We start from the raw sequence: 20,447 nt of genomic DNA, 5'->3' as shown, positions 1-20,447 counted from the left end.
ACCACTCAGGGCTTGAGTCGGCCCAGGGGAGGAGGAATGTCCCGTCCCAGTGAAATTGCCCGGAGTTGTCGATCTCTCCCCATGGCCATTGGAAGCGGATGTGGGTCGCATTCACCGAGACGACCCGAGCGCTTGCCGGTTCGCAAGAGACGATCACTTCGTCGCCAACCCGATATGCCATGTTCGATCGCCCCTGTCCCGGTCGTGAACGACTGAGGATAGGTCAAGATCTATGCAGGTGGACTGCCCCGCCATGCCCGGCTGGGGGCTCTCTGACGTGCTCAAGCTGCCTGCTCCTCGCGCTCGACGAGGATGCCGTACTCGAACACAGCACCGGCGCGGACCAGGGGCACGAGGTGAGCTCCGGTGATCGCGCGCCAGCGGGCCTGCGCGGACTCGACCAGCTTGAACACCATCGCCAGCGCCGCGGCAGGACTGCCCCCCCCCCCCGCGCGGGTGACCTTCGTGCGGAGCTTGACCGTGGAGAACGTCGACTCAATCGGGTTCGTGGTCCGCAGATGGACCCAGTGCTCGGCCGGGAAGTCGTAGAACGCCAACAGCTCTTCCCGGTCGTCGGTGATCTTCGCGACGGCCTTGGGCCACTTCATGCCGTAGGTCTTCGCGAATGCCTCGATCGCCTTCTCGGCGTGGGCTCGATCTTCGGCCTTGTAGATCTCCTGCAACGCCTTCGTCGCGCTCGGCTGCGCCGACTTCGGCAGGCAGTTCGAGACATTCCGGGCCTTGTGGACCCAGCAGCGCTGATGCCGGGCGGCGGGGAACACCTCGGCCAGTGCCGCCAGAGCCCCATCGCACCATCTCCGACCACGAGCTCCGGGTCGCGCATCCCGCGGCGGCGGCAGTCGCGCAGCAGGTCAGCCCATGACTCCGTGCTCTCCCGAAGCCCCTCAGCCAGCGCGATCAGCTCCTTGGATCCGTCGAGGCGGACCCCGAGCAGGACCAGGACGCACGAATGCGCCTGCCCGAGCCGGACCTTGGGGTGGACGCCGTCCGCCCACACGTAGACATAGTCCCGGTCCGACAGGTCCCGCTGCTGGAAAGCCGCGTGGTCGTCGCTCCACTGCTTCGTCAGCCGAGTCACCGTCGCGGGCGACAGGCCGGCCGCGGAGCCGAGGAACTGCTCCAGCGCGGGCACGAAGTCCCCGCAGGACAGGCCGTGCAGGTAGAGGAGCGGCAAGACCTCGGAGATCTTCGGGGCCTTACGGCACCACGGCGCAAGGATCTTGGAAGAGAACCGCTTCCGCTCGCCGGTCTCCTCGTCGATGCGCAGGTCGTTCACCCGGGGCGCGGTGACCTCGACCGAGCCAGCCGCAGTGATCACGGACCTGGGCCGGTGATGGCCGTTGCGGACTACCAGACGGTGCCCATGCTCGTCCCGCTCGCCTGCCAACTCGGCTATGTACTGGTTGACTTCCGCTTCCAGCGCGGCGGCGAGCATCCGGCGCGCGCCCTCGCGGACGATCTCGTCGATCAGGGAGCCGGACTGGGTGGTGCCGTCTTCGGTGACTACGCTGAGCACGGGCGTGCCTTCCCGACCCGCGCTGCAACGCGGGCCAACTCGATGACCGTCAAGGGATCATCGGGAAGGTACGCCCTCCGCGTCCCACCCGCTGATCCACAGGTCTTGAGCATTGCTCGCTCCGTGCGAACCACGGCGCCGTACGCCCCAAGGCTCCAAACGCGCCAGGGGCGCCCGCGGCCGGTTTCCCGGCGGCGCAGGCGCCCCTGGTGCTGGTGCTGTTCTCGCCGCTGACTGTCGCTCCCTACGGAACGCTGGGGGCCGTCCCGCCCACCGGGTCCCCGCGGGTCTTGGTGGCCGTAGTGGCCCCCTGCTCTCCGTGGCGGCCGTGGGGCCGCCCTGCTCTCCGTGGCGGCCGTGGGGCCGCCCATCTGGCTGTGGTGGCCGTGGGGCGGCCCGCCGGCCGTGGGCCGTGGTGGTCAGGTGCGTTCGCGGGCCATTCCCACCGGGTCCTTCTTGAAGGCCCAGGTCATCTTCGGCTCCATGGCCCAGCGGAACATCCGCTGGACCGGTGGTGTGCAGAGCAGCGTGACGACGGTGCCGGCGGCGAGGGTGAGCAGCACGGCGCCCCACGGGGTGTGGACCCAGTGCACGTCGTACCAGTTCCAGAAGCGCGATCCCTTTGCCAGGAAACCGTGGAGCAGATAGCCGTACAGGGTGCCCGCGCCCAGCGCCGTGCACCACATCGTGCGGCCCGGTATCCACGCGAAGAAGCACGCCACCAGTACCAGCGAGCATCCGAACATCGCCAGGGTCATCACCGCACCGCTCCACCACGGAGCGGCCAGTTCCTGGGCCGCATCCCGGTGGTAGAACCAGGCGGCGTTCATACGGGGTGCCGCCCAGTACGCGAAGACCAGGGCGCTCGCGAAGACGGGGACGGCCAGGATCCGGGCCTTCTTGCGACGGACCAGCTTGAAGTGTTCGGGCCGCAGCGACAGCCCGATCACGAAGAACGGAAGGAACTGCAGCACCCGCTGGAGGTCCAGGTCGTCGCCGATGTTCGGGGAGATGGACGCGAGGACGGCGATGGTGAGCGCCAGCGGTACGGGCCAGCGCACGATCTTCCACAGCGGAGTGGTCAGCCGCCAGATGAACAGGGCCAGCAGGAACCAGGTCAGATACCAAGGGTCCGTAAGACTTATTGGGTAATGCGGGTCGTCATCCGCCCACCTCTTGAAGAAGGTATAGGCGACTTCGAAGAGGATGTACGGCACCGCGACGCCGGTAATCAGCCGCTGCAAACGGTCCTTGCGCATATCGAAACTGCGCGAGAAATAGCCGGAGATGATGATGAAGGCCGGCATATGGAACGCGTAGACGGTGATATACAGCGCCGCCGCCGACCGGCTGCCGTCGCGGAGCGGCTCCCACGAGTGCCCCATCGCGACCAGCACGATGGCCAGGTACTTCGCGTTGTCGAAGAACGCGTCGCGCGGCTTCCCCTTGGCGCCGCCCGCGGCGTTGGCACTGGCGCCGGCCTTGGTGTCGACGGCGCCGTCGTTCGCGAGGCTGCCTCGTCCCCGGCCCCTGGCGCGGCCCCGGGGCCTGGCGTGCGAGGCCGAGCCGGAGGCCCGTCCGCCCGCCGGTGCCGCAGCACGTTCCGCCACGGACCCATCGGCCATTGCGCCCTCGCTCAGGGCGCGTTCACCCATGGAGCGTTCGGACTCGGCCGGCTCCGTGCCGGCCGGCGCCATCGTCGTCGCGGCCGTCATCGCGGCCGTTGCTGCTGCCGGGGACGCGTGGGCAGACGCATACGAGGACGAGGACGAGGGCGTGGCGGAGTATGGCGAGGAGTAGTACGAGGAGGAGGACGAAGAGGAGTACGGGGCGCCGGAACCGGCACCGTCGTTCGTGCCGTTCGGCGTCTGCCGCGGCGGTGGGAGCGGGACCCGCCGTTGGCCGTACACCGGAAAATCGTTGTTCAAGAAGCCTCCCGGAACGAGCCCACGGGAGGAGCCGGACGCTGGCCCGCACCGGGCCGCAAATCGGAACCCAAAAGCCAAATCCTGCGTCTTAGTTCTTTTACGGGAAGGGTGGCGGCGTCGAACATCTCAGGCACCTTAGCTCCGCGGTGGGAATCACGTAAATCCCCGCCTGTCGCGGCCACCCGGCACCCATCCACCCTCCACAGCACCTTCACGCACCGTCAGGGGCCGGAGCCGGCCGGCGGACCGTCGGGGACGCCACCCGCTATTCAATAACACCTTCGATTCCCCGGGCGCGCACCGCCCGCGCGTTGGTGTTCTCCGCCACGTCCCAGGCGTAGACCTGCAAGGGGCGCCCGTGCGGGCCGCGCAGCCGGTGGACCGCCGCCAGCCATCGCGAACTCAGCGCTGACATACGGGGGTTGATCTGGTCGGCGAAGCGGGCGTAGGCCGCCAGTTTGCGTACATCGGGCGCCCCCAGGATTCCCGTACGTACCTGTGGTACCAGTGCATGCACGGTCTTCACGGTGGCCACGCGGAAGCTCTGCACCACCAGTCGGCTCCGCACATGGTCGCGATCCAGCCAACCGTGGGACCGCAGTTCCCGGACGACCTGGGCCTCGATTCCGGGATAGTCCTTAGGGGACTTGATCTCCAGCAAAAGCCGCTGCCCGTTACGGTCCAGACGCCGCAGATAGTCGGCGAGCGTCGGCACCCGCTCCCCCGCGAACCGCTTGCCGAACCAGCTCCCGGCATCCAGCCGAGCGATCTCGGCGGCCGTGAAATCCCCCACCCGCCAGGGCGCCCGCCCGGGGAACACCTTCGCGGCATCCGTGGTCCGCTTGAGCGTGGTGTCGTGGATCACCACCAGCCGGCCGTCCTTGGTGCGCTGCACGTCGTTCTCGACCCATATGAGGCCGCGGCGATGTGCCGCGTCCACGGCGGCCAGCGTGTTCTCCGGTGCGTAACGGGAGGCGCCGCGGTGCGCGATGACCATGGCGGCGGGGGTGCCGGGCCCGGCCCGCGCCCCGCTGCTCACGGCGACGTCCGCGTACTCCTCCGGCCCCGGCGCCATGGCCGACGACGATATCGCCGCCGTCACCAGGTACGCGACTCCGGCGGCCGGTATCCGCAACGATCTCCGAAGCATGCGGCAGCCTCCAGGTCGGTCCGGGCACGTGGGATCAGGTAGGCCCATCACATGGGCCCATCAGGTAGGCCCTGTATGGCGCGCCCCGCACGGCTCCGTAGGCGTCCCTGGGGGCTCCCGTAGGGCACCGCCGGGGCTCCCGTATGGCGCCACTGGGATCCCTCCACGCGGGCCCTGACCGGTGGGCCTTTCTGTTCAACGTGCCTGCGGGCCGGCGAGTCGGCCACGCGAACGGTCCGGCGACGGCCGCGCCCGAGCGGCTGCACCCCTGGCTCGTCACGGCGCCTTTACGCAGCTTTCCGCAGGTCAGGGCAGGGCCGGGAGGAGGGGGCGAGGTGAGCGGGGAGGTCGGTGAACGGCCTGCGGGCACGCGTCCATTCCGGTGACCCGCCAGCCGTATCCACGAGGCCGCGCCCGGCCGCCTCGCCAAGCACCGGGTTCTGCGGTAGGCCGGGAGCGGTGCGGTACGGCGCTGCGGTGCGGTTCGGCGCCATGACGCAGTACGGCGCCAAGGCCGGTACGGCAGAATTCCTCCCCGTGACCATTCGCTTGCTGATCGCCGACGACCAGGAGATGGTCCGCCGGGGGATACGCCGCATTCTGGAGAGCCAGCCCGACATGGAAGTGGTCGGCGAAGCGGCGAACGGAGTGGCCGCCGTCGAGTTGGGCCGGGCCCTCGCGCCCGATGTGGCGTTGGTGGATATCCGCATGCCACGCCTCGACGGCCTGGAAGTGACCCGTCGGCTGGCCGATCCCGCCTCGGCGCACCCGGTACGCGTCGTGGTCGTCACCACCTTCGACCTCGACGAATACGTCTATCCCGCGCTGCGTTTCGGCGCCTCGGGCTTTCTGCTCAAACGGTCCGGGCCGGCAATGCTGATCGAGGCGGTGCGGGCGGCAATGGCCGGCGACAGCCTGATCAGCCCGTCGATCACCGTACGGCTGTTACAGCACGTCACGGGAAGCACGTCGGACCGTCGCGCCCGGCGCCGTGATTCCGTGCTGACCGAACGGGAGCGGGAAATCGCGGGAAAGGTCGCCGAGGGAAAGACCAATTCGGATATCGCCGGCGAGTTGTTCATCTCCGCGGGCACGGTCAAGACCCATATCGCCAGCATTCAGCGGAAGTTGCAGGTCCGCAATCGGGTGGGGATCGCGGTCCGGGCCTGGGAACTGGGTTACGCCACCGGCCGCACTCCCGGACCGCCGGGACCGTCGGGACCGCTGGGACCGCCGGGACCATCGGGTCCGCCAGGACCACTGGGACCATCGGGACCGTCGCGATGACGCCGTCCATCACCCCGCCCCGGCAGCCCCGGGCCGCAGAGCGAGGTAGCCACACACCGCACCAAAGCCAGTCGGTCCAACGGAATGGCCGCTTCCGCCGGGCATGGGCAACGACCGCCGCGGTACTGCTGCTCGCCCCCGCACTCCTCGCCCCGCCCGGCGCCGCCCCACTCGCCATCCTGGCCGCACTGACCACCGTCGTCTCACTGCTCTCCTGGCCGATACGCCGGTACGAACTCGCCCACGTAGCGGCCGGCACGGCGCTGCTCTCGCTCGCCGCCGACCTCGCGTACTTCGGGCCGCCGGGCCTCGTCGTCCTCTGGCTCCCCTTCGAGACGGTGGCACTGCTCGTTCTCCTGGGGCGGGCGGTACGCCAGGTGCCCGGCTCCCGAGTGGGCCTGGTCGGCGGCCTGACCGGCGCCGCGGCGGTGCTGCTGCCCCTGCGCTTCACCCTGCACGCGCCGCACACCGGGCTCAAGGAATCGATCTTCGTCGCCGCGCTGGCCTTCTTCCCAGCAGCCTGCGCGACCGGCGTCGGCGTCTACCTGCGGTCGCTGGACACCCGCCGTGCGCACGCGGTGGCCCTGGCCCGCCGCGAACAACGCCTCGAAGTCGCCCGCGACCTCCACGATTTCGTCGCCCACGAAGTGACCGGCATCGTTCTGGAAGCACAGGCAGCCCAATTCACCGCCCCCGCACCCTCGCCCCCAACCCGAACCCCAACCACCAACGCCCCCAACCCACCCCACCAACACCAACACCATCCCCAACAGGAATGGCAGGATCAGCAGGATCAGCAGGAACAACACCGCGCCCTGCTCGAACGCATCGAGCAGGCCGGGCTGCGGGCCCTGGAATCCATGGACCGTACGGTGGCAGCGCTACGTACGGCAGAAAGTCGCGAGCGGAGCGATGGGAAAGAGGGAAGCGCCGGAAGCGAACCACCTAGCCAACGGGAACCAACCGAACCGCCACCCACCCGCCCCCACGGCCTGACCGATCTGCCGGAACTCGTCGACCGTTTCTCGTCCATGACACCCGCCGAGGTCACACTGGAGCTCACCGAGCTCACTGAGCTCACCGGCACCGACAGCCTCACCCGAGAGGCCGAGGACACCGCGTACCGAGTGGTGCTGGAGGCGCTGACCAACGTACGCCGCCATGCCCCGCGGGCAGACCGGGTCGAGGTCTCCGTCGGCCGGACCGCCGACCGCACCCTCAAGATCTCGGTCACGAACACCGCAGGTCGAGCCACATCCGCCCGCAGCCCCCGCCAGGGCGGCGGCACCGGCCTCGCCGGCCTCGCCGAACGCGTCAGCGCCCTCGGCGGCACCCTCGAAGCCGGCCCGCACGGAAACGGAAAGGGCTGGCACGTGCGCTGCCTACTGCCCACGCCGCCCACCCGCTGAGGAGTCCTCCCCTCACCAAGTGACGCCCGCTCCCTCCCCACACCAGCCTCCGCGATATCTGACTCCGCGATATCTACCGATCGGCAGATGTGCCGGCCACCGCGCCCCGGAATCCTCTCCTCGGAGCCACCGCTCCCCAGCCGAACACGTACAACCGGAGATTCCGATGTCCTCAGGCGTACCGTCCCCCGCCCAAGTCCCCGCCCCCACCCTCAACTCGACCTCCATCCCCACCCCCACACGCACATCCCGCACCGCCGCATCCGTCACGGCGGCCGCCGTTGCCTTCGCAGCTGTCGCGGTACTCGGCCTCACCGGCTGTTCCGTGGACGCCAAAACCGCGAAGCCGGAATCGAAGCGCTTCCCGTACGCCGGCACGTCCTTGAAGCTGCAGACCCACGAGGTCGCGACGAAACTGGTGGCGACGGACCGCAAGGACATCAAGGTCACCCGCTGGTTCGACTCCGCCGCGGGCACCGTGCACCTGAAGTGGACGCTCAAGGGCGACATCCTCGACATCGACGCCGGCTGCAGCGGACTCGCCCTCTGCGACGCCAGATTCACGGTCGAGGTCCCCAAGCACCTCACGGTCACCAAGGACGGCCACCAGGCCCTCAAGGCTCACTAGGCCCACCAGCCTCAGCACCCACCAAGCCCTACCGCAGCAGCAGCGGGCAACAACAAGCGGCTCCCGACGACCTGACGCTACGTCTGCCCCCGCCCTGCCCGGCCCCTTGGCCCCTCGGCCCCACGGCGCCGGCTCGCCGGCTTCCGCGACCGGACCCGCCGCCCCTCCGACCCGTCGGCCCGCGAGACGCCGTCGTCCTGCCCGCCCCCAAGCCCCGGGGCTACCTGGCCGTACGGGGCTCGGACGCCCCCTGGTTGATCATGCAGATCGGTGCCCTGGCGACCACCGCCGCACCCACAACAGCGCCTACGTCCGCACGTCGGCATGTGGCGCCCGCCCTGCCACCACCGCCGCCCTGCTGACCATCGCCTTCACCACGACCGCCCTCCGCCGCGCGACCACGACTGAGACCACGACCGAGCCCGTCGCCAGCCCACCAGACATCGCAAAAAGCCCAGGCCACATAGCGTGACCTGGGCTTTTCCGCGGAGCCGCCTTCGGGATTCGAACCCGAGACCTACGCATTACGAGTGCGTTGCTCTGGCCAACTGAGCTAAGGCGGCGTGGTGCGCGGCCCAGTCTACACACCACTGAGGGGTGGTTCGTAACCGGTTGCGGGGCTGGTCAGAGGTGGGCGGGGAGGGGTGTGGGGCGGGTCACGCGGCGGGGCGGGGCGCGGTCAGGTGCAGTGCTTGTTCTTGGGCGGGGTGGTGCCGGTCAGGAGGTAGGTGTTGATCGCGTTGTCGATGCACGTGCTGCCGCGGCCGTAGGCGGTGTGGCCGTCGCCCTCGTAGGTGAGGAGGGTGGCGCTGGAGAGCTGGGCGGCGAGGGCCTGGGCCCAGGCGTACGGGGTGGCCGGGTCGCGGGTGGTGCCGACGACGACGATCGGGGCGGCGCCCTTGGCCGGGATGCGGTGGGCCGTGCCGGTGGCCTTCACCGGCCAGTACGCGCAGCTCAGCGCGGACCAGGCGAAGCTCTCGCCGAAGACCGGGGAGGCCTTGCGGAAGGCGGGGAGGGCGCTGCGGACCTGGTCTGGGCCGGTGAAGGTGGGCGCCAGGTCGAGGCAGTTGACGGCGGGGTTCGCGTACATCTGGTTGGCGTACTTACCGCTGGGGTCGCGCTCGTAGTAGCTGTCCGAGAGGGTGAGCAGCCCGCGGCCGTTGCCCGCCTCGGCCTGGGCGAGGTATTCGCGCAGGACCGGCCAGGCGCGCTGGTCGTACATCGCGGCGATGACGCCCGTGGTGGCCAGGGATTCGGTGAGCTTGCGGGCCTCGCCCGTCTCCACCGGGTGGGCGTCGAGCTTCTTGAACAGGGCGGCGAGCCGCTTGCCGGCGTCCTCGGCGTTCTTGTGGCCGAGCGGGCAGTCCTTCTTCTTGACGCAGTCCGCGGCGAACGCGGCGAAGGCGGTGTTGAAGCCCTTGGTCTGGTCGAGGTTGATCGTGCGGGAGTCCAGCGCCGGGTTCACGGCGCCGTCCAGCACGATGCGGCCGGTGCGGGAGGGGTAGAGGCCGGCGTAGGTGGCTCCGAGGAAGGTGCCGTAGGAGGCGCCGACGTACGTCAGCTTCTTGTCGCCCAGGACGGCGCGCAGGACGTCCATGTCACGGGCCGCCTCGATCGTGGAGACATGCCGGAGCACCTTGCCGGAACGGGCCTGGCAGCCCTTGGCGAAGTCGCGGTACGAGGTGACGAGCTTGTTGACCTCGGCCGGTGTATCCGGGGTCTGGTCGGTCTGGGTGTAGCGGTCCATCTGCGGGTTGGTGAGGCACTCGACCGGTTCGCTGCGGGCCACGCCGCGCGGGTCCATCGCCACCATGTCGTAGCGGGCGCGGACCGACGCGGGCTGCGGGGCGTACTGCTGGAGGTAGTCGATCGCCGAACCGCCGGGGCCGCCCGGGTTGACCATGAGGGAGCCGAGCCGGCTGCCGGGGCCGGTGGCCTTCTTACGGGCCACCGCGAGCTTCAGGTCGGTGGCCGCGGAGGGGTGCGCGTAATCCAGGGGGGCCTTCATCGTCGCGCACTCGAAGCCGGCGACCCCGCAGGGGTGCCAGGTCAGCTTCTGGTCGTAGTACGGGCGCAGGTCGGCCGGGATCGCGGCGGGCAGGGGCTGCAGGGTGGCGTCGTCGGCGGGCCGCTGGGCGCCGGCCTCCGTCGTACGGCCCGGGGACGCGTGGGCATCAGGGGACGAACTGCCCGAGGAGCAGCCGGACATCAGCAGAGCGGTGGCCGCCACGACAGCGGCGGAGGTGCGGAGCAGACGGCTGGTGGCCATGGACGGTCCCTTGGTCGCGGTCCCTGGAAGCTGGAGCCTGGGTCTGGTAGCCGGGAGAGCCGGTGGTGGGGGGTGGCGGGTACCTCGTGGTGGTGCGTCTTGGGGGTGGATCTTCAGTAGTGGGTCTTGGGCGGTGCTTCGGCGGTGGTGCGTCTTGAGGGTGAGGCGTCTTGGGTGGTGCTTCATCGGTGGTGACGCTTCGGTGGTGGCGCTTCGGTGGTGACGCTTCGGTGGTGGCGCTGAAGAGCGGGTGCGGGTGGGCTGTTGGCGGGTGCTGAGTGGTGGCTGGCCAGGTGGAGTGGTGGCTGGGCGGGTGGGCGGGGTGCCCGCTGCGGCTTTACGAGGGGCGAGGGCAGGTGGTCAGGTCAGCCGGCGCGGAGGGCGGCGGTCATCGCCTCGACCGCCAGGAGGGGCGCGACGTTGCGGTCCAGGGCCTCTCGGCAGGCGATCACCGCTTCTATCCGGCGGAGGGTGCGCTGGGGGGTGGAACCGGCGGCGATGCGCTCCAGGCTGTCGCGCACCTCGTCGTTGGCGAGCGGGACCGAGGCGCCCATCTGGAGGGCGAGGACATCCCGGTAGAAGCCGGTGAGGTCGACCAGGGCCAGGTCGAGGCTGTCGCGCTGGGTGCGGGTCGAGCGGCGCTTCTGCTTGTCCTGGAGCTCCTTCATGGCGCCGGCGGTGCCCCGGGGCAGCCGGCCGCCCGTCCCGGCGGCGGCGCCGAGCGCGGCGCGCAGCTCCTCGGTCTCCTTGGTGTCGACCTCCTCGGCGACCTGCTTGGCGTCCTCCCCCGCGGCGTCGATCAGCTCCTGGGCGGCCTTGAGGCAGCCCCCGATGTCGTCGATGCGGAGCGGGAGCTTCAGGACGGCGGCGCGGCGGGCGCGGGCGCGCTCGTCGGTGGCCAGGCGGCGGGCCCGGTCGATATGGCCCTGGGTGGCGCGGGCGGCACGGTCGGCAGCCTCCGGGGCGATGCCGTCCCGGCGGACGAGGACGTCGGCGACCGCGGCGACCGGCGGGGTCCGCAGGGAGAGGTGGCGGCAGCGGGAGCGGATGGTGGGGAGGACGTCCTCGATGGAGGGCGCGCAGAGCAGCCAGACCGTGCGGGGCGCGGGCTCCTCGACGGCCTTGAGGAGGACGTTGCCGGCGCCTTCGGTGAGGCGGTCGGCGTCCTCCAGGACGATCACCTGCCAACGGCCGCCGGCCGGGGAGAGCGAGGACCGGCGGACCAGGTCGCGGGTCTCCTTCACGCCGATGGACAGCAGGTCCGTACGGACGATCTCGACATCGGCGTGCGTGCCCACCTGGGTGGTGTGGCAGCCGTCGCAGAAGCCGCAGCCGGGGGCGCCACCGAGGGCGCGGTCGGGGCTGACGCACTGCAGGGAGGCGGCGAAGGCACGCGCGGCGGTGGCCCGGCCGGAGCCGGGCGGCCCCGTGAACAGCCAGGCGTGCGTCATCTGGGAGGCACCGCTCCGCTCGCCCGGGGACGGCGTCCCGGACCGGCCCTCCGAGGCGCGGGCCCGGCCCTCCGCCTCGGCGGTGACGAGGGCGTCCGCGTCCCGCGCGGCAGCGGCCAGCTGAGCCGTCACCCGCTCCTGGCCGACCACGTCGTCCCACACCGCCATCGCTGCCGCCGTTCCTCTTCTCCGGTGTCTTCGTGTCTGTGACCGCCGGTCGGCGCCACGGCCGGGATCGCCGTCCGCGCGTCGCCCGCGACCTGACCCATTGTGGTGCAACCCACTGACAAACGAATCCGGAAGCCGGTGCCGGGGCAGTCGGACGGAGCCCGCGCGGCCCCGCGGAGGCGCTGCGCAGGACCCCGTGGAAGGCCGCGAAAAGGCCGTGGCCGCAGTGTTCCCACTGCGGCCACGGCCCGCTTCTGCAACGCCTTTCGCCCCGGCTCCCGTCCGGGCTAGCGGCGCCGGCCCCGGCCCCCGCGGCGGCCGTCGTCGCCCGCACCGTCATCCGCGTCCTCGTCGTCACGCGGACCGAGCAGTTCGTCGGCGAGCGTCGGCAGATCGTCCAGTGGGGTCTCTTCCGCCCATTCGGGTCGCCGGCGGGTGCGCGGCGGGTTCTCTGACGGGTGGCCCGTCGACGGGTCGATCTGCGGCAGTTCGCGGGTGCGCTCGATGCCCGACTCCGCGGTGGAGGCGCTGTTCGGGGTCTCCTTGCGGAACATCCACGACGGCACCCGCTCGGTGGGGTCCTCGCCCCGGGTGTCCCGCGCCTGCCAGTCGTTCCGGCCCTGCCGGTCGTTCCGCTGCTCCTGCCGGGTGTCCTGGTGCCAGGCGTCCTGACCAGCCTGCGGGGCCTCCTGACCACCCGGCCGGGTGTCCCGTACGGGTGGCAGGACGGCCGTCTGCTCGGCGTCGGTGCCCGCACCGTGGCCCGCGTCGGAGCCGGCGTCGCGGACCGGCGGCAGCACCGCCGTCTCGTCCGCCGCGCCGGGCGCGTTGCCGCCCCAGGCCTCGGGCCGCGGCAGCGACTCCGTCCGCTCCTGCGACGTGGCGCCCGAGGAACCGGAACCGGACGCTTCCGCCCCGGACGAAGAGCCGTCGCCGTGCTCCTCCCCCAGTCGCTTCCGCAGGTCCGCCACCGGCGTTTCCCTGGTGGGCGCCTCCGCTGCCTCGACCTCGGCGGCCGCCTCGGCAGCCGCCTTCGCCTCCGCCGCGGCCGCCGCCTCCGCGGCCGCGATCCGGGCCTGCTCGGCGCGGAGCAGGGCCTCCTCGGCCTTGCGCTGCTTCTCCAGGCGGCGTTCCTCGGCCTCCTTGCGCAGCCGGGCCTGCTCCTCGTGCTGCTTGCGCAGCCGCTCCTGCTCGGCCAGGCGGGCCCGCTCCTCCGCCTCCCGGCGCTGGCGCTCGGCCTCGGCCGCCTGGCGGGCCTCCTCGGCGCGCTGCCGGGCCTCCGCGGCCTGGCGGGCGGCCTCCAGCGCCTTGGCCTGCTCGGCCTCCTGGCGCTTGCGCTCCTCTTCCTCGGCGCGCAGCTTGGCGAGCTGCTCCTGGCGCTCCCGCTCCAGGCGCGCCTCCTCGGCCTTGCGCGCGGCCTCCTCCTCGGCCCGGCGGCGGGCCTCCTCCTCGGCCGCCCTACGGGCCTCCTCCTGGGCCTTGGCCTCGGCCTCGGACAACGGGAGCACCTGGTCGAGGCGGTGCCGTACGGCGGTGGTGACGGCCTCGGGCTCCTGTCCGGCGTCGACGACCAGATAGCGCGCGGGGTCGGCGGCGGCCAGGGTGAGGAAGCCGGCCCGGACCCGCTGGTGGAACTCGGCGGGCTCGGACTCCAGCCTGTCGGGCGCCTCGGTGAAGCGCTCCCGGGCGGTCTCCGGGGAGATGTCGAGCAGGACGGTCAGGTGCGGGACGAGGCCGTCCGTCGCCCAGCGGTTGATCCGGGCGATCTCCGTGGGGGCGAGGTTCCGCCCGGCGCCCTGGTAGGCGACCGAGGAGTCGATGTACCGGTCGGAGATGACGACCGCACCGCGCTCCAGGGCGGGCCGGATGACGCTGTCGACGTGCTCGGCGCGGTCGGCGGCGAACATCAGCGCCTCCGCCCGGTCGGACAGCCCGGTCGTCGCGACGTCCAGGATGATCGAGCGCAGTCGCTTGCCGATGGCGGTGGCGCCCGGTTCGCGGGTCACCACGACCTCGTGGCCCTTGTTGCGGATCCACTCCGCGAGCGCCTCGACCTGGGTGGACTTGCCGGCCCCGTCGCCGCCTTCGAGGGCGATGAAGAAGCCGGTGGGCGCGGGTGCCTGCGCCGGGTCGCCGCCGCGCAGCGCCTCCCGCAGATCGCGGCGCAGCGGGACGCCGTGCCGGTCGTCGACCTTGCCGAGGACCCAGGCGGCGACCGGCAGCAGCAGCGCGCCGGTGAGCATCAGGGTGTAGGCGGCGCCCCCGTAGGAGAAGTCGAAGGTGGCGTTGCCCAGGTGGTGCGGCCCGATGAGGGCGGCGAGCAGCGGCGCCACGATGGCGGCCAGCGCGATCGCGAGCCGTACGACGGCGTGCAGGTGCTCGGTCGTACGGGCGGTGCGGAGCTCCTCGGCCTCCTGGTCCAGCAGGACGTGTCCCGTGTTGGCGGCGATGCCGGCGCCGACGCCGGCCAGCAGCGCGAGCAGGAGGACGGTCGTCGGGTCCGGGACCAGGCCCATGGCCAGCAGGGCGACGCCGGTGGCGGCCACCGCGAGGGCGAGCAGCCGGCGCCGGGAGAGCGCGGGCAGCACCCGGTGGGCGCCGCGGATGCCGGCGGCCGTACCGCCGGTGAGCGCGAGCACCAGGAGGGCGAAGAAGGCCGGCCCGCCCGCGAGGTCGTAGGCGTGCAGCACGGCCAGCGAGACGGCCGCGGCGATCCCGGCGGCGACCGCCGCACACGCCGTGACCAGCAGCGGGACGGCGCCCGTACGGCCCTTGTCGGCACCGGCCGGCTCGCCCTGGGCCGACTTCGCGGCCTTCGGGCGGCGCAGCCCCTCCAGGGGGGAGCGCGGCCGCGGCGTCTGCCCACCGGGGAGCTCGATGAAGTACAGGATGGACACGGAGGCGGCGAACAGACCGGCCGCCACGTAGGAGGCGAGTGCCGCCTGGTGGAGGTGGAACCAGTCGATGCCGGTCCCCAGGAGCTTGCTGATGAGGGTGACGACCACCAGGGCGGCGGCCGCGATCGGCAGGGAGATGAAGGTGGTGCGCAGCGAGAGGCGGCGCAGGGCGTCCAGGTTGTCCGGCAGCGGCCTCACGACGGCGCCCTCGGGGGGCGGCGTGGGCAGCAGGCCGGGCGCCGCGCTCTCCCTGGCGACGGTCCAGAAGCGCTCGGCAACGCCGGTCACGAAGACCGTGACCAGCACCCAGGCCAGGGCCTTGCCGGGCGTCCAGTCGATCCAGAGGGGGGCGACGACCAGGAGCGCGAGCCGCAGCACGTCCGCGCCGATCATCGTCCAGCGGCGGTCCAGCGGCCCGGAGGGCGCCGTGAGTGCGGACAGCGGGCCCAGGAGGACGGCTCCGAAGAGCAGTGTCGCCAGCATCCGGGCGCCGAAGACCGCGGTGACGGCGAGGGCGGCACCGCGATAGCCGCCGCCGAAGACGGCCTCGCCGCCCAGCGGCACGTACAGCGCCGCCTGGAGGGCGAGTACCACCAGGACAAGCATGGACAGGGCATCGCCGATGCCCCCGACGAACTGGGCGCTCCACAGCCGCTTCAGTGGGGGGAAGCGCAGCAGGGCTCGCACGGCGCGCTCGCGGGAATCCGCGGCTAGGGCGCCAGAAGTGGGGGTCACGACCGTTGGCTGCTCGGCACGCGTCATCCCGCCAGCCTATCGGGAGGGCGCGTACCGTCGACCGCCCGCCCGAACAAACGGGCGGGCACAACGGAACGCGTCCGTCGTGCCCGCCCGCACACCACGCCTCACCAGGGGCACAGGGCCCGGCCCCGGCCCTGGAACCAGGTGGCTCAGTCCTCCGCCGAAGCCGCCGTCTTCTTGGCCGCCGCGGTCTTCGCGGTGGCCTTCTTGGCGGTCGTCTTCTTCGCGGTGGTCTTCTTGGCCGCGGTCTTCTTCGCCGTCGTCTTCTTGGCGGCCGTCTTCTTCGCCGGCGCCTTCTTGGCCGTCTTCTTCTTCGCCGGCCCCTTGGCGCGCTTCTCCGCCAGCAGCTCGTAGCCGCGCTCGGGCGTGATCGTCTCGACGTCGTCGTCCCGCCGCAGCGTCGCGTTGGTCTCGCCGTCGGTCACGTACGCACCGAACCGGCCGTCCTTGACCACCACCGGCTTGCCGCTGACCGGGTCCGTGCCCAGTTCTTTCAGCGGCGGCTTGGCGGCGGCCCGCCCGCGCTGCTTGGGCTGGGCGTAGATCGCCAGGGCCTGCTCGAGGGTGATGGTGAAGAGCTGCTCCTCGCTCTCCAGGGAGCGCGAGTCCGTGCCCTTCTTCAGGTACGGGCCGTAGCGGCCGTTCTGCGCGGTGATCTCCACGCCCTCGGGGTCCTTGCCGACGATGCGCGGCAGCGACATCAGCTTGAGGGCGTCCGCCAGCGTCACGGTGTCCAGCGACATCGACTTGAAGAGCGAGGCGGTGCGCGGCTTGACCGCGTTCTTGCCGGTCTTCGGGGTGCCCTCGGGCAGGATCTCGGTGACGTACGGGCCGTAGCGGCCGTCCTTGGCGACGATCTGGTGGCCGCTCTCCGGGTCCATGCCCAGCTCGAAGTCGCCGCTCGGCTTGGCGAGCAGCTCCTCCGCGTACGCCACGGTCAGCTCGTCGGGCGCGAGGTCGTCGGGGACGTCGGCGCGCTGGTGGCCCTCGCTGTCCTTCTCGCCGCGCTCGACGTACGGGCCGTAGCGGCCGACCCGCAGCACGATGCCCTCGCCGACCGGGAAGGACGAGATCTCCCGGGCGTCGATCGCGCCCAGGTCCGTGACCAGCTCCTTCAGCCCGCCGAGGTGGTCGCCGTCGCCGTTGCCGGCGTCCGAAGCGGCACCCACCGCACTCGCGTCCTCGCCCACGCCGAAGTAGAAGCGCCGCAGCCACGGCACGGCCTGCGCCTCACCACGGGCGATGCGGTCGAGGTCGTCCTCCATCTTGGCGGTGAAGTCGTAGTCGACCAGCCGGCCGAAGTGCTTCTCCAGGAGGTTGACCACCGCGAAGGAGAGGAAGGAGGGGACGAGCGCGGTGCCCTTCTTGAAGACGTAGCCGCGGTCGAGGATGGTGCCGATGATCGACGCGTACGTCGACGGGCGGCCGATCTCCCGCTCCTCCAGCTCCTTGACCAGGGTGGCCTCGGTGTAGCGGGCGGGCGGCTTGGTGGCGTGCCCGTCGGCGGTGATCTCCCGGGCGGCCAGCGCGTCGCCCTCGGCGACCTGCGGCAGCCGGCGCTCGCGGTCGTCCAGCTCGGCGTTCGGGTCGTCGGCGCCCTCCACGTAGGCCTTGAGGAAGCCGTGGAAGGTGATGGTCTTGCCGGAGGCGCTGAACTCGGCGTCCCGGCCGTCGGCAGAGGTGCCGCCGATCTTGACGGTGACGGAGTTACCGGTCGCGTCCTTCATCTGGGAGGCGACGGTCCGCTTCCAGATCAGCTCGTAGAGCCTGAACTGGTCGCCGGTCAGCCCGGTCTCGGCGGGGGTGCGGAAGCGGTCGCCGGAGGGGCGGATCGCCTCGTGCGCCTCCTGCGCGTTCTTGACCTTGCCGGCGTACGTGCGCGGCTTGTCCGGCAGGTAGCCGGCGCCGTACAGCTGCGTCACCTGCGCCCGGGCCGCGGCGACCGCGGTGTCCGAGAGCGTGGTGGAGTCCGTACGCATATAGGTGATGAAGCCGTTCTCGTACAGCTTCTGCGCCACCTGCATCGTCGCCTTGGCGCCGAAGCCGAGCTTGCGGCTGGCCTCCTGCTGGAGGGTGGTGGTCCGGAACGGCGCGTACGGGGAGCGCCGGTACGGCTTGGACTCCACGGAGCGCACCGAGAAGTCGGTGTTCTCCAGGGCGGCGGCGAGCGCGCGGGCGTTCGCCTCGTCCAGGTGGAGGACATCGTTGTTCTTGAGCTGCCCGTTGGGGCCGAAGTCGCGGCCCTGCGCGACGCGGCGGCCGTCGACGGTGTTCAGGCGGGCGGTCAGCGTCGAGGGGTCGCTCGCGTCGCCGGCCCGCCCGGTGGAGAAGGTGCCGGTCAGGTCCCAGTACTCGGCGGAGCGGAAGGCGATGCGCTCGCGCTCCCGCTCGACGACGAGACGGGTCGCCACGGACTGCACCCGGCCGGCCGACAGCCGCGGCATGACCTTCTTCCACAGGACCGGCGAGACCTCGTAGCCGTAGAGGCGGTCGAGGATCCGGCGGGTCTCCTGGGCGTCGACCAGCTTCTGGTTCAGATCGCGCGGATTGGCGACGGCCTCGCGGATCGCGTCCTTGGTGATCTCGTGGAACACCATGCGGTGGACCGGGACCTTGGGCTTGAGGATCTCCTGGAGGTGCCAGGCGATGGCCTCGCCCTCGCGGTCCTCATCGGTGGCGAGGTAGAGCTCGTCGGATTCGGCCAGCAGCTCCTTGAGCTTTTTGACCTGGTCCTTCTTGTCACTGTTCACCACATAGATGGGCTGGAAATCGGCGTCGACGTTCACCCCGAGCCGGGCCCAGGGCTCGCCCTTGTACTTGGCCGGGACCTCCGCCGCGCCGTTGGGCAGGTCACGGATGTGCCCCACGCTGGCCTCGACCACATAGCCCGGGCCGAGGTAGCCCTTGATCGTCTTCGCCTTGGCAGGCGACTCGACGATGACAAGTCGGCGGCCGCCGCCCTTCGTGGCTTCGCTGGTCGGGGACAACTTCGCTCTTCTCTCCGGTCGACGCGGAAAATGCCCCCCGGCCGGATGCGGGGGCGCACTGCGGTGACGCTTGACGCTGCGGAGTGTGACGGTACCTCCCGCCCCCGTGTCAAACGGAAAAACCCCGCAACGCCACTCGAACGGTAACCCGACTACATGCCTTCATGCCGCCTGGACCACCTCAGCCGGCCGCCACGGGTCCGGCACGCGCCATCTGGATCATGACGGCCCCGCGGCTCCGCCCGGAGGCCCGCGCATGATCCAGGTCCGCGATCCGCGCCCGCGCCGCGGCACATGTCACAAGACGGCCCCGGATCCCTTCACTGTCTTGGTACGTCAGGTGAGCGGGCTGGCAGGATGGGCGCAGGATGGACACGGCACGGCCCACCGCTCGGGCCGGGTACCGCCGTCGTCACGCATACCCTCGGGGGAATCTCACCCATGGCGAACCAGTACCCCGGACCGCCACCGGAGCAGCCCGGCCAGCCCGCTCAGCCCGGCCAGAATCCGTACGCCACGCCCGGCCCGGCCGACTCCGCCTACGGCTATCCGCAGGGCGGCAGCCCCGGCGAGCCCGGATACGGCTATCCGCAGCCCGGCTCGACGCCCCCGCCGCCCGGTTTCCCGCCCGCCGGCGCTCCGGCCGGCCCCCCGCCGCCCGGCCCCGGCGCTTTCCAGGCCGCTCCGCAGCCCGGCGGGATGGCGCTGTCGCTCGGGGACATCGCGGTGAGCGGCGACACGATCATGACGCCTACGGGGGCGATGCCGCTCAAGGGCGCCGTGTGGACCGCGACGGACATGTCGCGGACCGAGGAGAAGATGCCGGCGCACGCGGTCGTGCTCGCCATCATCTTTTTCTTGTTCTGTCTGCTGGGTCTGCTCTTCCTGCTGATGAAGGAGCGGACCACGACCGGCTTCGTGCAGGTCACGGTGGCCAGCGGTGGCCGGCACCACTCCACGATGGTCCCGGTGCAGTCGCGCGAGCAGGTCATGTTCGTGCTCAACCAGGTCAACTACGCACGGTCGCTGAGCGTGTGAGCGACGCGGGACAGGCCGGTCCGCCCTCCGGGGCGGCGATCCGGAGCCGCACCGTCCGGCGGGCGTCACTCGCCCTCGCCGCCGGTGCGGCGGCCGCCGTCTACCTCTGGCACACCGATCCGCACCAGCCCGGGCAGGTGCTGATCCCCTGCCCGTTCCGGCTGCTGACAGGGGTGTTGTGCCCGGCGTGCGGCGGCACCCGGATGGCGTACGACCTGCTGCACGGCGACGTGCTGCGGGCCTTCCACGACAACGCGGTGCTGCTCGTCCTGGGCGTGCCGGCGATCGCGTACGTCCTGCTGCGCTGGCTGGTCCTGGGGTTGCGCGGCCGCGCGTACCGGCTGCAACTGACGGGCCGCGGCAATGCCGTGGTGTTCGGCATCGCCGCGGTGTGGATGCTCGTCCGCAACCTCGTCGGCTGACGCCCGGCGGCCTCAGCCGACGGGGACCCAGACCATCAAGGTCAGCGGACGGTGACGGAGACCGCCGGCGAGACGGTCTTGCCCGCGGCCATCCGGAGCTGGTTGGCGCCCTTGATGCCGAGCTTGACGCGCACCGAGTAGGCACCGCTCTTGGCAACCGGGGTCTGTGCGGGCAGCGAGACCCACTTCGTGCCCTGCTTCTGCTGGACGGTGACCTTGGTGCCCGCCTTGAGGCCCTTGGCGGTGCCGGAGATCCGGAACTCCTGCCAGGCCTTGACGGAGTTCACGCTGGCCTTCGCGGTCAGCGACGCGGCGGCAGGGGCGGTGGCCACGACCGGCTTGGCGGCGTGGAGGTCCTGCGGCGCGGCGAAGGCGGCGGCCGAGCCCCCGGCGATCAGGGAGACGGCGATGGCGCCGACGGTGGCGTAGCGAAGTGCGCGGTTCATGGGAGTTTCCTCACTGTCGGTGTGGTGGCCGTTGGCGACCTTCACCGAGGAACATGACGGACGGCCCGCGG

Annotated in this window: 13 protein-coding genes, 1 tRNA gene and 1 pseudogene; 6 read left to right on the top strand and 9 right to left on the bottom strand. The window is 71.5% G+C overall.

The features are described from left to right. Positions 1–281 precede the first annotated feature (281 nt). Both IG62_RS41825 and IG62_RS0113605 read right to left on the bottom strand, forming a co-directional pair. Positions 282–1,537: pseudogene (locus tag IG62_RS41825) on the bottom strand (IS256 family transposase). A gap of 419 nt (positions 1,538–1,956) precedes the next feature. Further along, a complete protein-coding gene (locus tag IG62_RS0113605) occupies positions 1,957–3,162 on the bottom strand; it encodes an acyltransferase family protein (protein ID WP_420711066.1) in 1,206 nt (401 codons plus the stop codon). Positions 3,163–3,190: 28 nt separating this feature from the next. Between IG62_RS0113605 and IG62_RS47200 the strand changes: the two genes are divergently transcribed. Beyond that, positions 3,191–3,337, top strand: coding sequence for a hypothetical protein (locus IG62_RS47200; protein WP_158795039.1), 147 nt, complete (start codon positions 3,191–3,193; stop codon positions 3,335–3,337). 393 nt (positions 3,338–3,730) lie between these two features. Here IG62_RS47200 and IG62_RS0113595 read toward each other — a convergent pair whose 3' ends face one another. Then, entirely contained in the window at positions 3,731–4,615 is an 885-nt protein-coding gene (locus IG62_RS0113595) for a glycerophosphodiester phosphodiesterase (RefSeq protein ID WP_030801518.1), read from the bottom strand. A 537-nt stretch (positions 4,616–5,152) separates the two neighbouring features. On the opposite strand from IG62_RS0113595, the gene IG62_RS0113590 reads away from it, so the two are divergent. From IG62_RS0113590 to IG62_RS0113580, 3 genes are all read left to right on the top strand, one after another. Further along, positions 5,153–5,902, top strand: coding sequence for a response regulator (locus IG62_RS0113590; protein ID WP_078872001.1), 750 nt, complete (start codon positions 5,153–5,155; stop codon positions 5,900–5,902). Continuing rightward, complete coding sequence (locus IG62_RS44605; RefSeq protein WP_107052971.1) at positions 5,899–7,311, top strand: sensor histidine kinase; 1,413 nt, start codon at positions 5,899–5,901, stop codon at positions 7,309–7,311. Before IG62_RS0113590 ends, IG62_RS44605 begins: the two co-directional genes overlap by 4 nt. A 166-nt stretch (positions 7,312–7,477) precedes the next feature. Then, positions 7,478–7,939, top strand: a complete 462-nt coding sequence (locus IG62_RS0113580; RefSeq protein ID WP_234326477.1) for a hypothetical protein — start codon at positions 7,478–7,480, stop codon at positions 7,937–7,939. A 489-nt stretch (positions 7,940–8,428) separates the two neighbouring features. Here IG62_RS0113580 and IG62_RS0113570 read toward each other — a convergent pair. The 5 genes from IG62_RS0113570 to topA all read right to left on the bottom strand — a co-directional run bounded on the left by IG62_RS0113570 (position 8,429) and on the right by topA (position 18,470). Continuing rightward, positions 8,429–8,502 (bottom strand) — tRNA-Thr (locus IG62_RS0113570). Positions 8,503–8,618: 116 nt separating this feature from the next. Then, positions 8,619–10,208 carry an alpha/beta hydrolase gene (locus tag IG62_RS0113565; RefSeq protein WP_030801508.1) on the bottom strand — a complete coding sequence of 530 codons (1,590 nt, stop codon included), beginning with the start codon at positions 10,206–10,208 and terminating at the stop codon, positions 8,619–8,621. A gap of 365 nt (positions 10,209–10,573) precedes the next feature. Further along, complete coding sequence (locus IG62_RS0113560; protein WP_030801505.1) at positions 10,574–11,827, bottom strand: DNA polymerase III subunit delta'; 1,254 nt, start codon at positions 11,825–11,827, stop codon at positions 10,574–10,576. Between the two features lie 287 nt (positions 11,828–12,114). Next, complete coding sequence (gene tmk / locus IG62_RS0113555; RefSeq protein WP_030801503.1) at positions 12,115–15,486, bottom strand: dTMP kinase; 3,372 nt, start codon at positions 15,484–15,486, stop codon at positions 12,115–12,117. Positions 15,487–15,632: 146 nt separating this feature from the next. Continuing rightward, entirely contained in the window at positions 15,633–18,470 is a 2,838-nt protein-coding gene (gene topA / locus IG62_RS0113550) for a type I DNA topoisomerase (RefSeq protein ID WP_030801500.1), read from the bottom strand. A 441-nt stretch (positions 18,471–18,911) separates the two neighbouring features. Here topA and IG62_RS0113545 point away from each other — a divergent pair, with 441 nt between their 5' ends. Together IG62_RS0113545 and IG62_RS0113540 are read left to right on the top strand one after the other, a co-directional pair. Further along, positions 18,912–19,508, top strand: coding sequence for a hypothetical protein (locus tag IG62_RS0113545; RefSeq protein WP_030801498.1), 597 nt, complete (start codon positions 18,912–18,914; stop codon positions 19,506–19,508). Next, positions 19,505–19,930, top strand: coding sequence for a DUF2752 domain-containing protein (locus tag IG62_RS0113540; protein WP_030801495.1), 426 nt, complete (start codon positions 19,505–19,507; stop codon positions 19,928–19,930). The genes IG62_RS0113545 and IG62_RS0113540 overlap by 4 nt, the downstream gene beginning before the upstream one ends. Before the next feature lie 41 nt (positions 19,931–19,971). On the opposite strand, the gene IG62_RS0113535 is transcribed toward IG62_RS0113540, so the two are convergent. Further along, entirely contained in the window at positions 19,972–20,376 is a 405-nt protein-coding gene (locus tag IG62_RS0113535; protein WP_030801493.1) for a hypothetical protein, read from the bottom strand. Between the last annotated feature and the right edge of the window lie 71 nt (positions 20,377–20,447).

It is taken from the genome of Streptomyces sp. NRRL S-337, from assembly GCF_000720175.1.
Taxonomy (GTDB): Bacteria; Actinomycetota; Actinomycetes; order Streptomycetales; family Streptomycetaceae; genus Streptomyces; species Streptomyces siderophoricus.
Note: the sequence above shows the minus strand (reverse complement) of the source record. Positions and strands in the feature narration are given on the sequence as shown.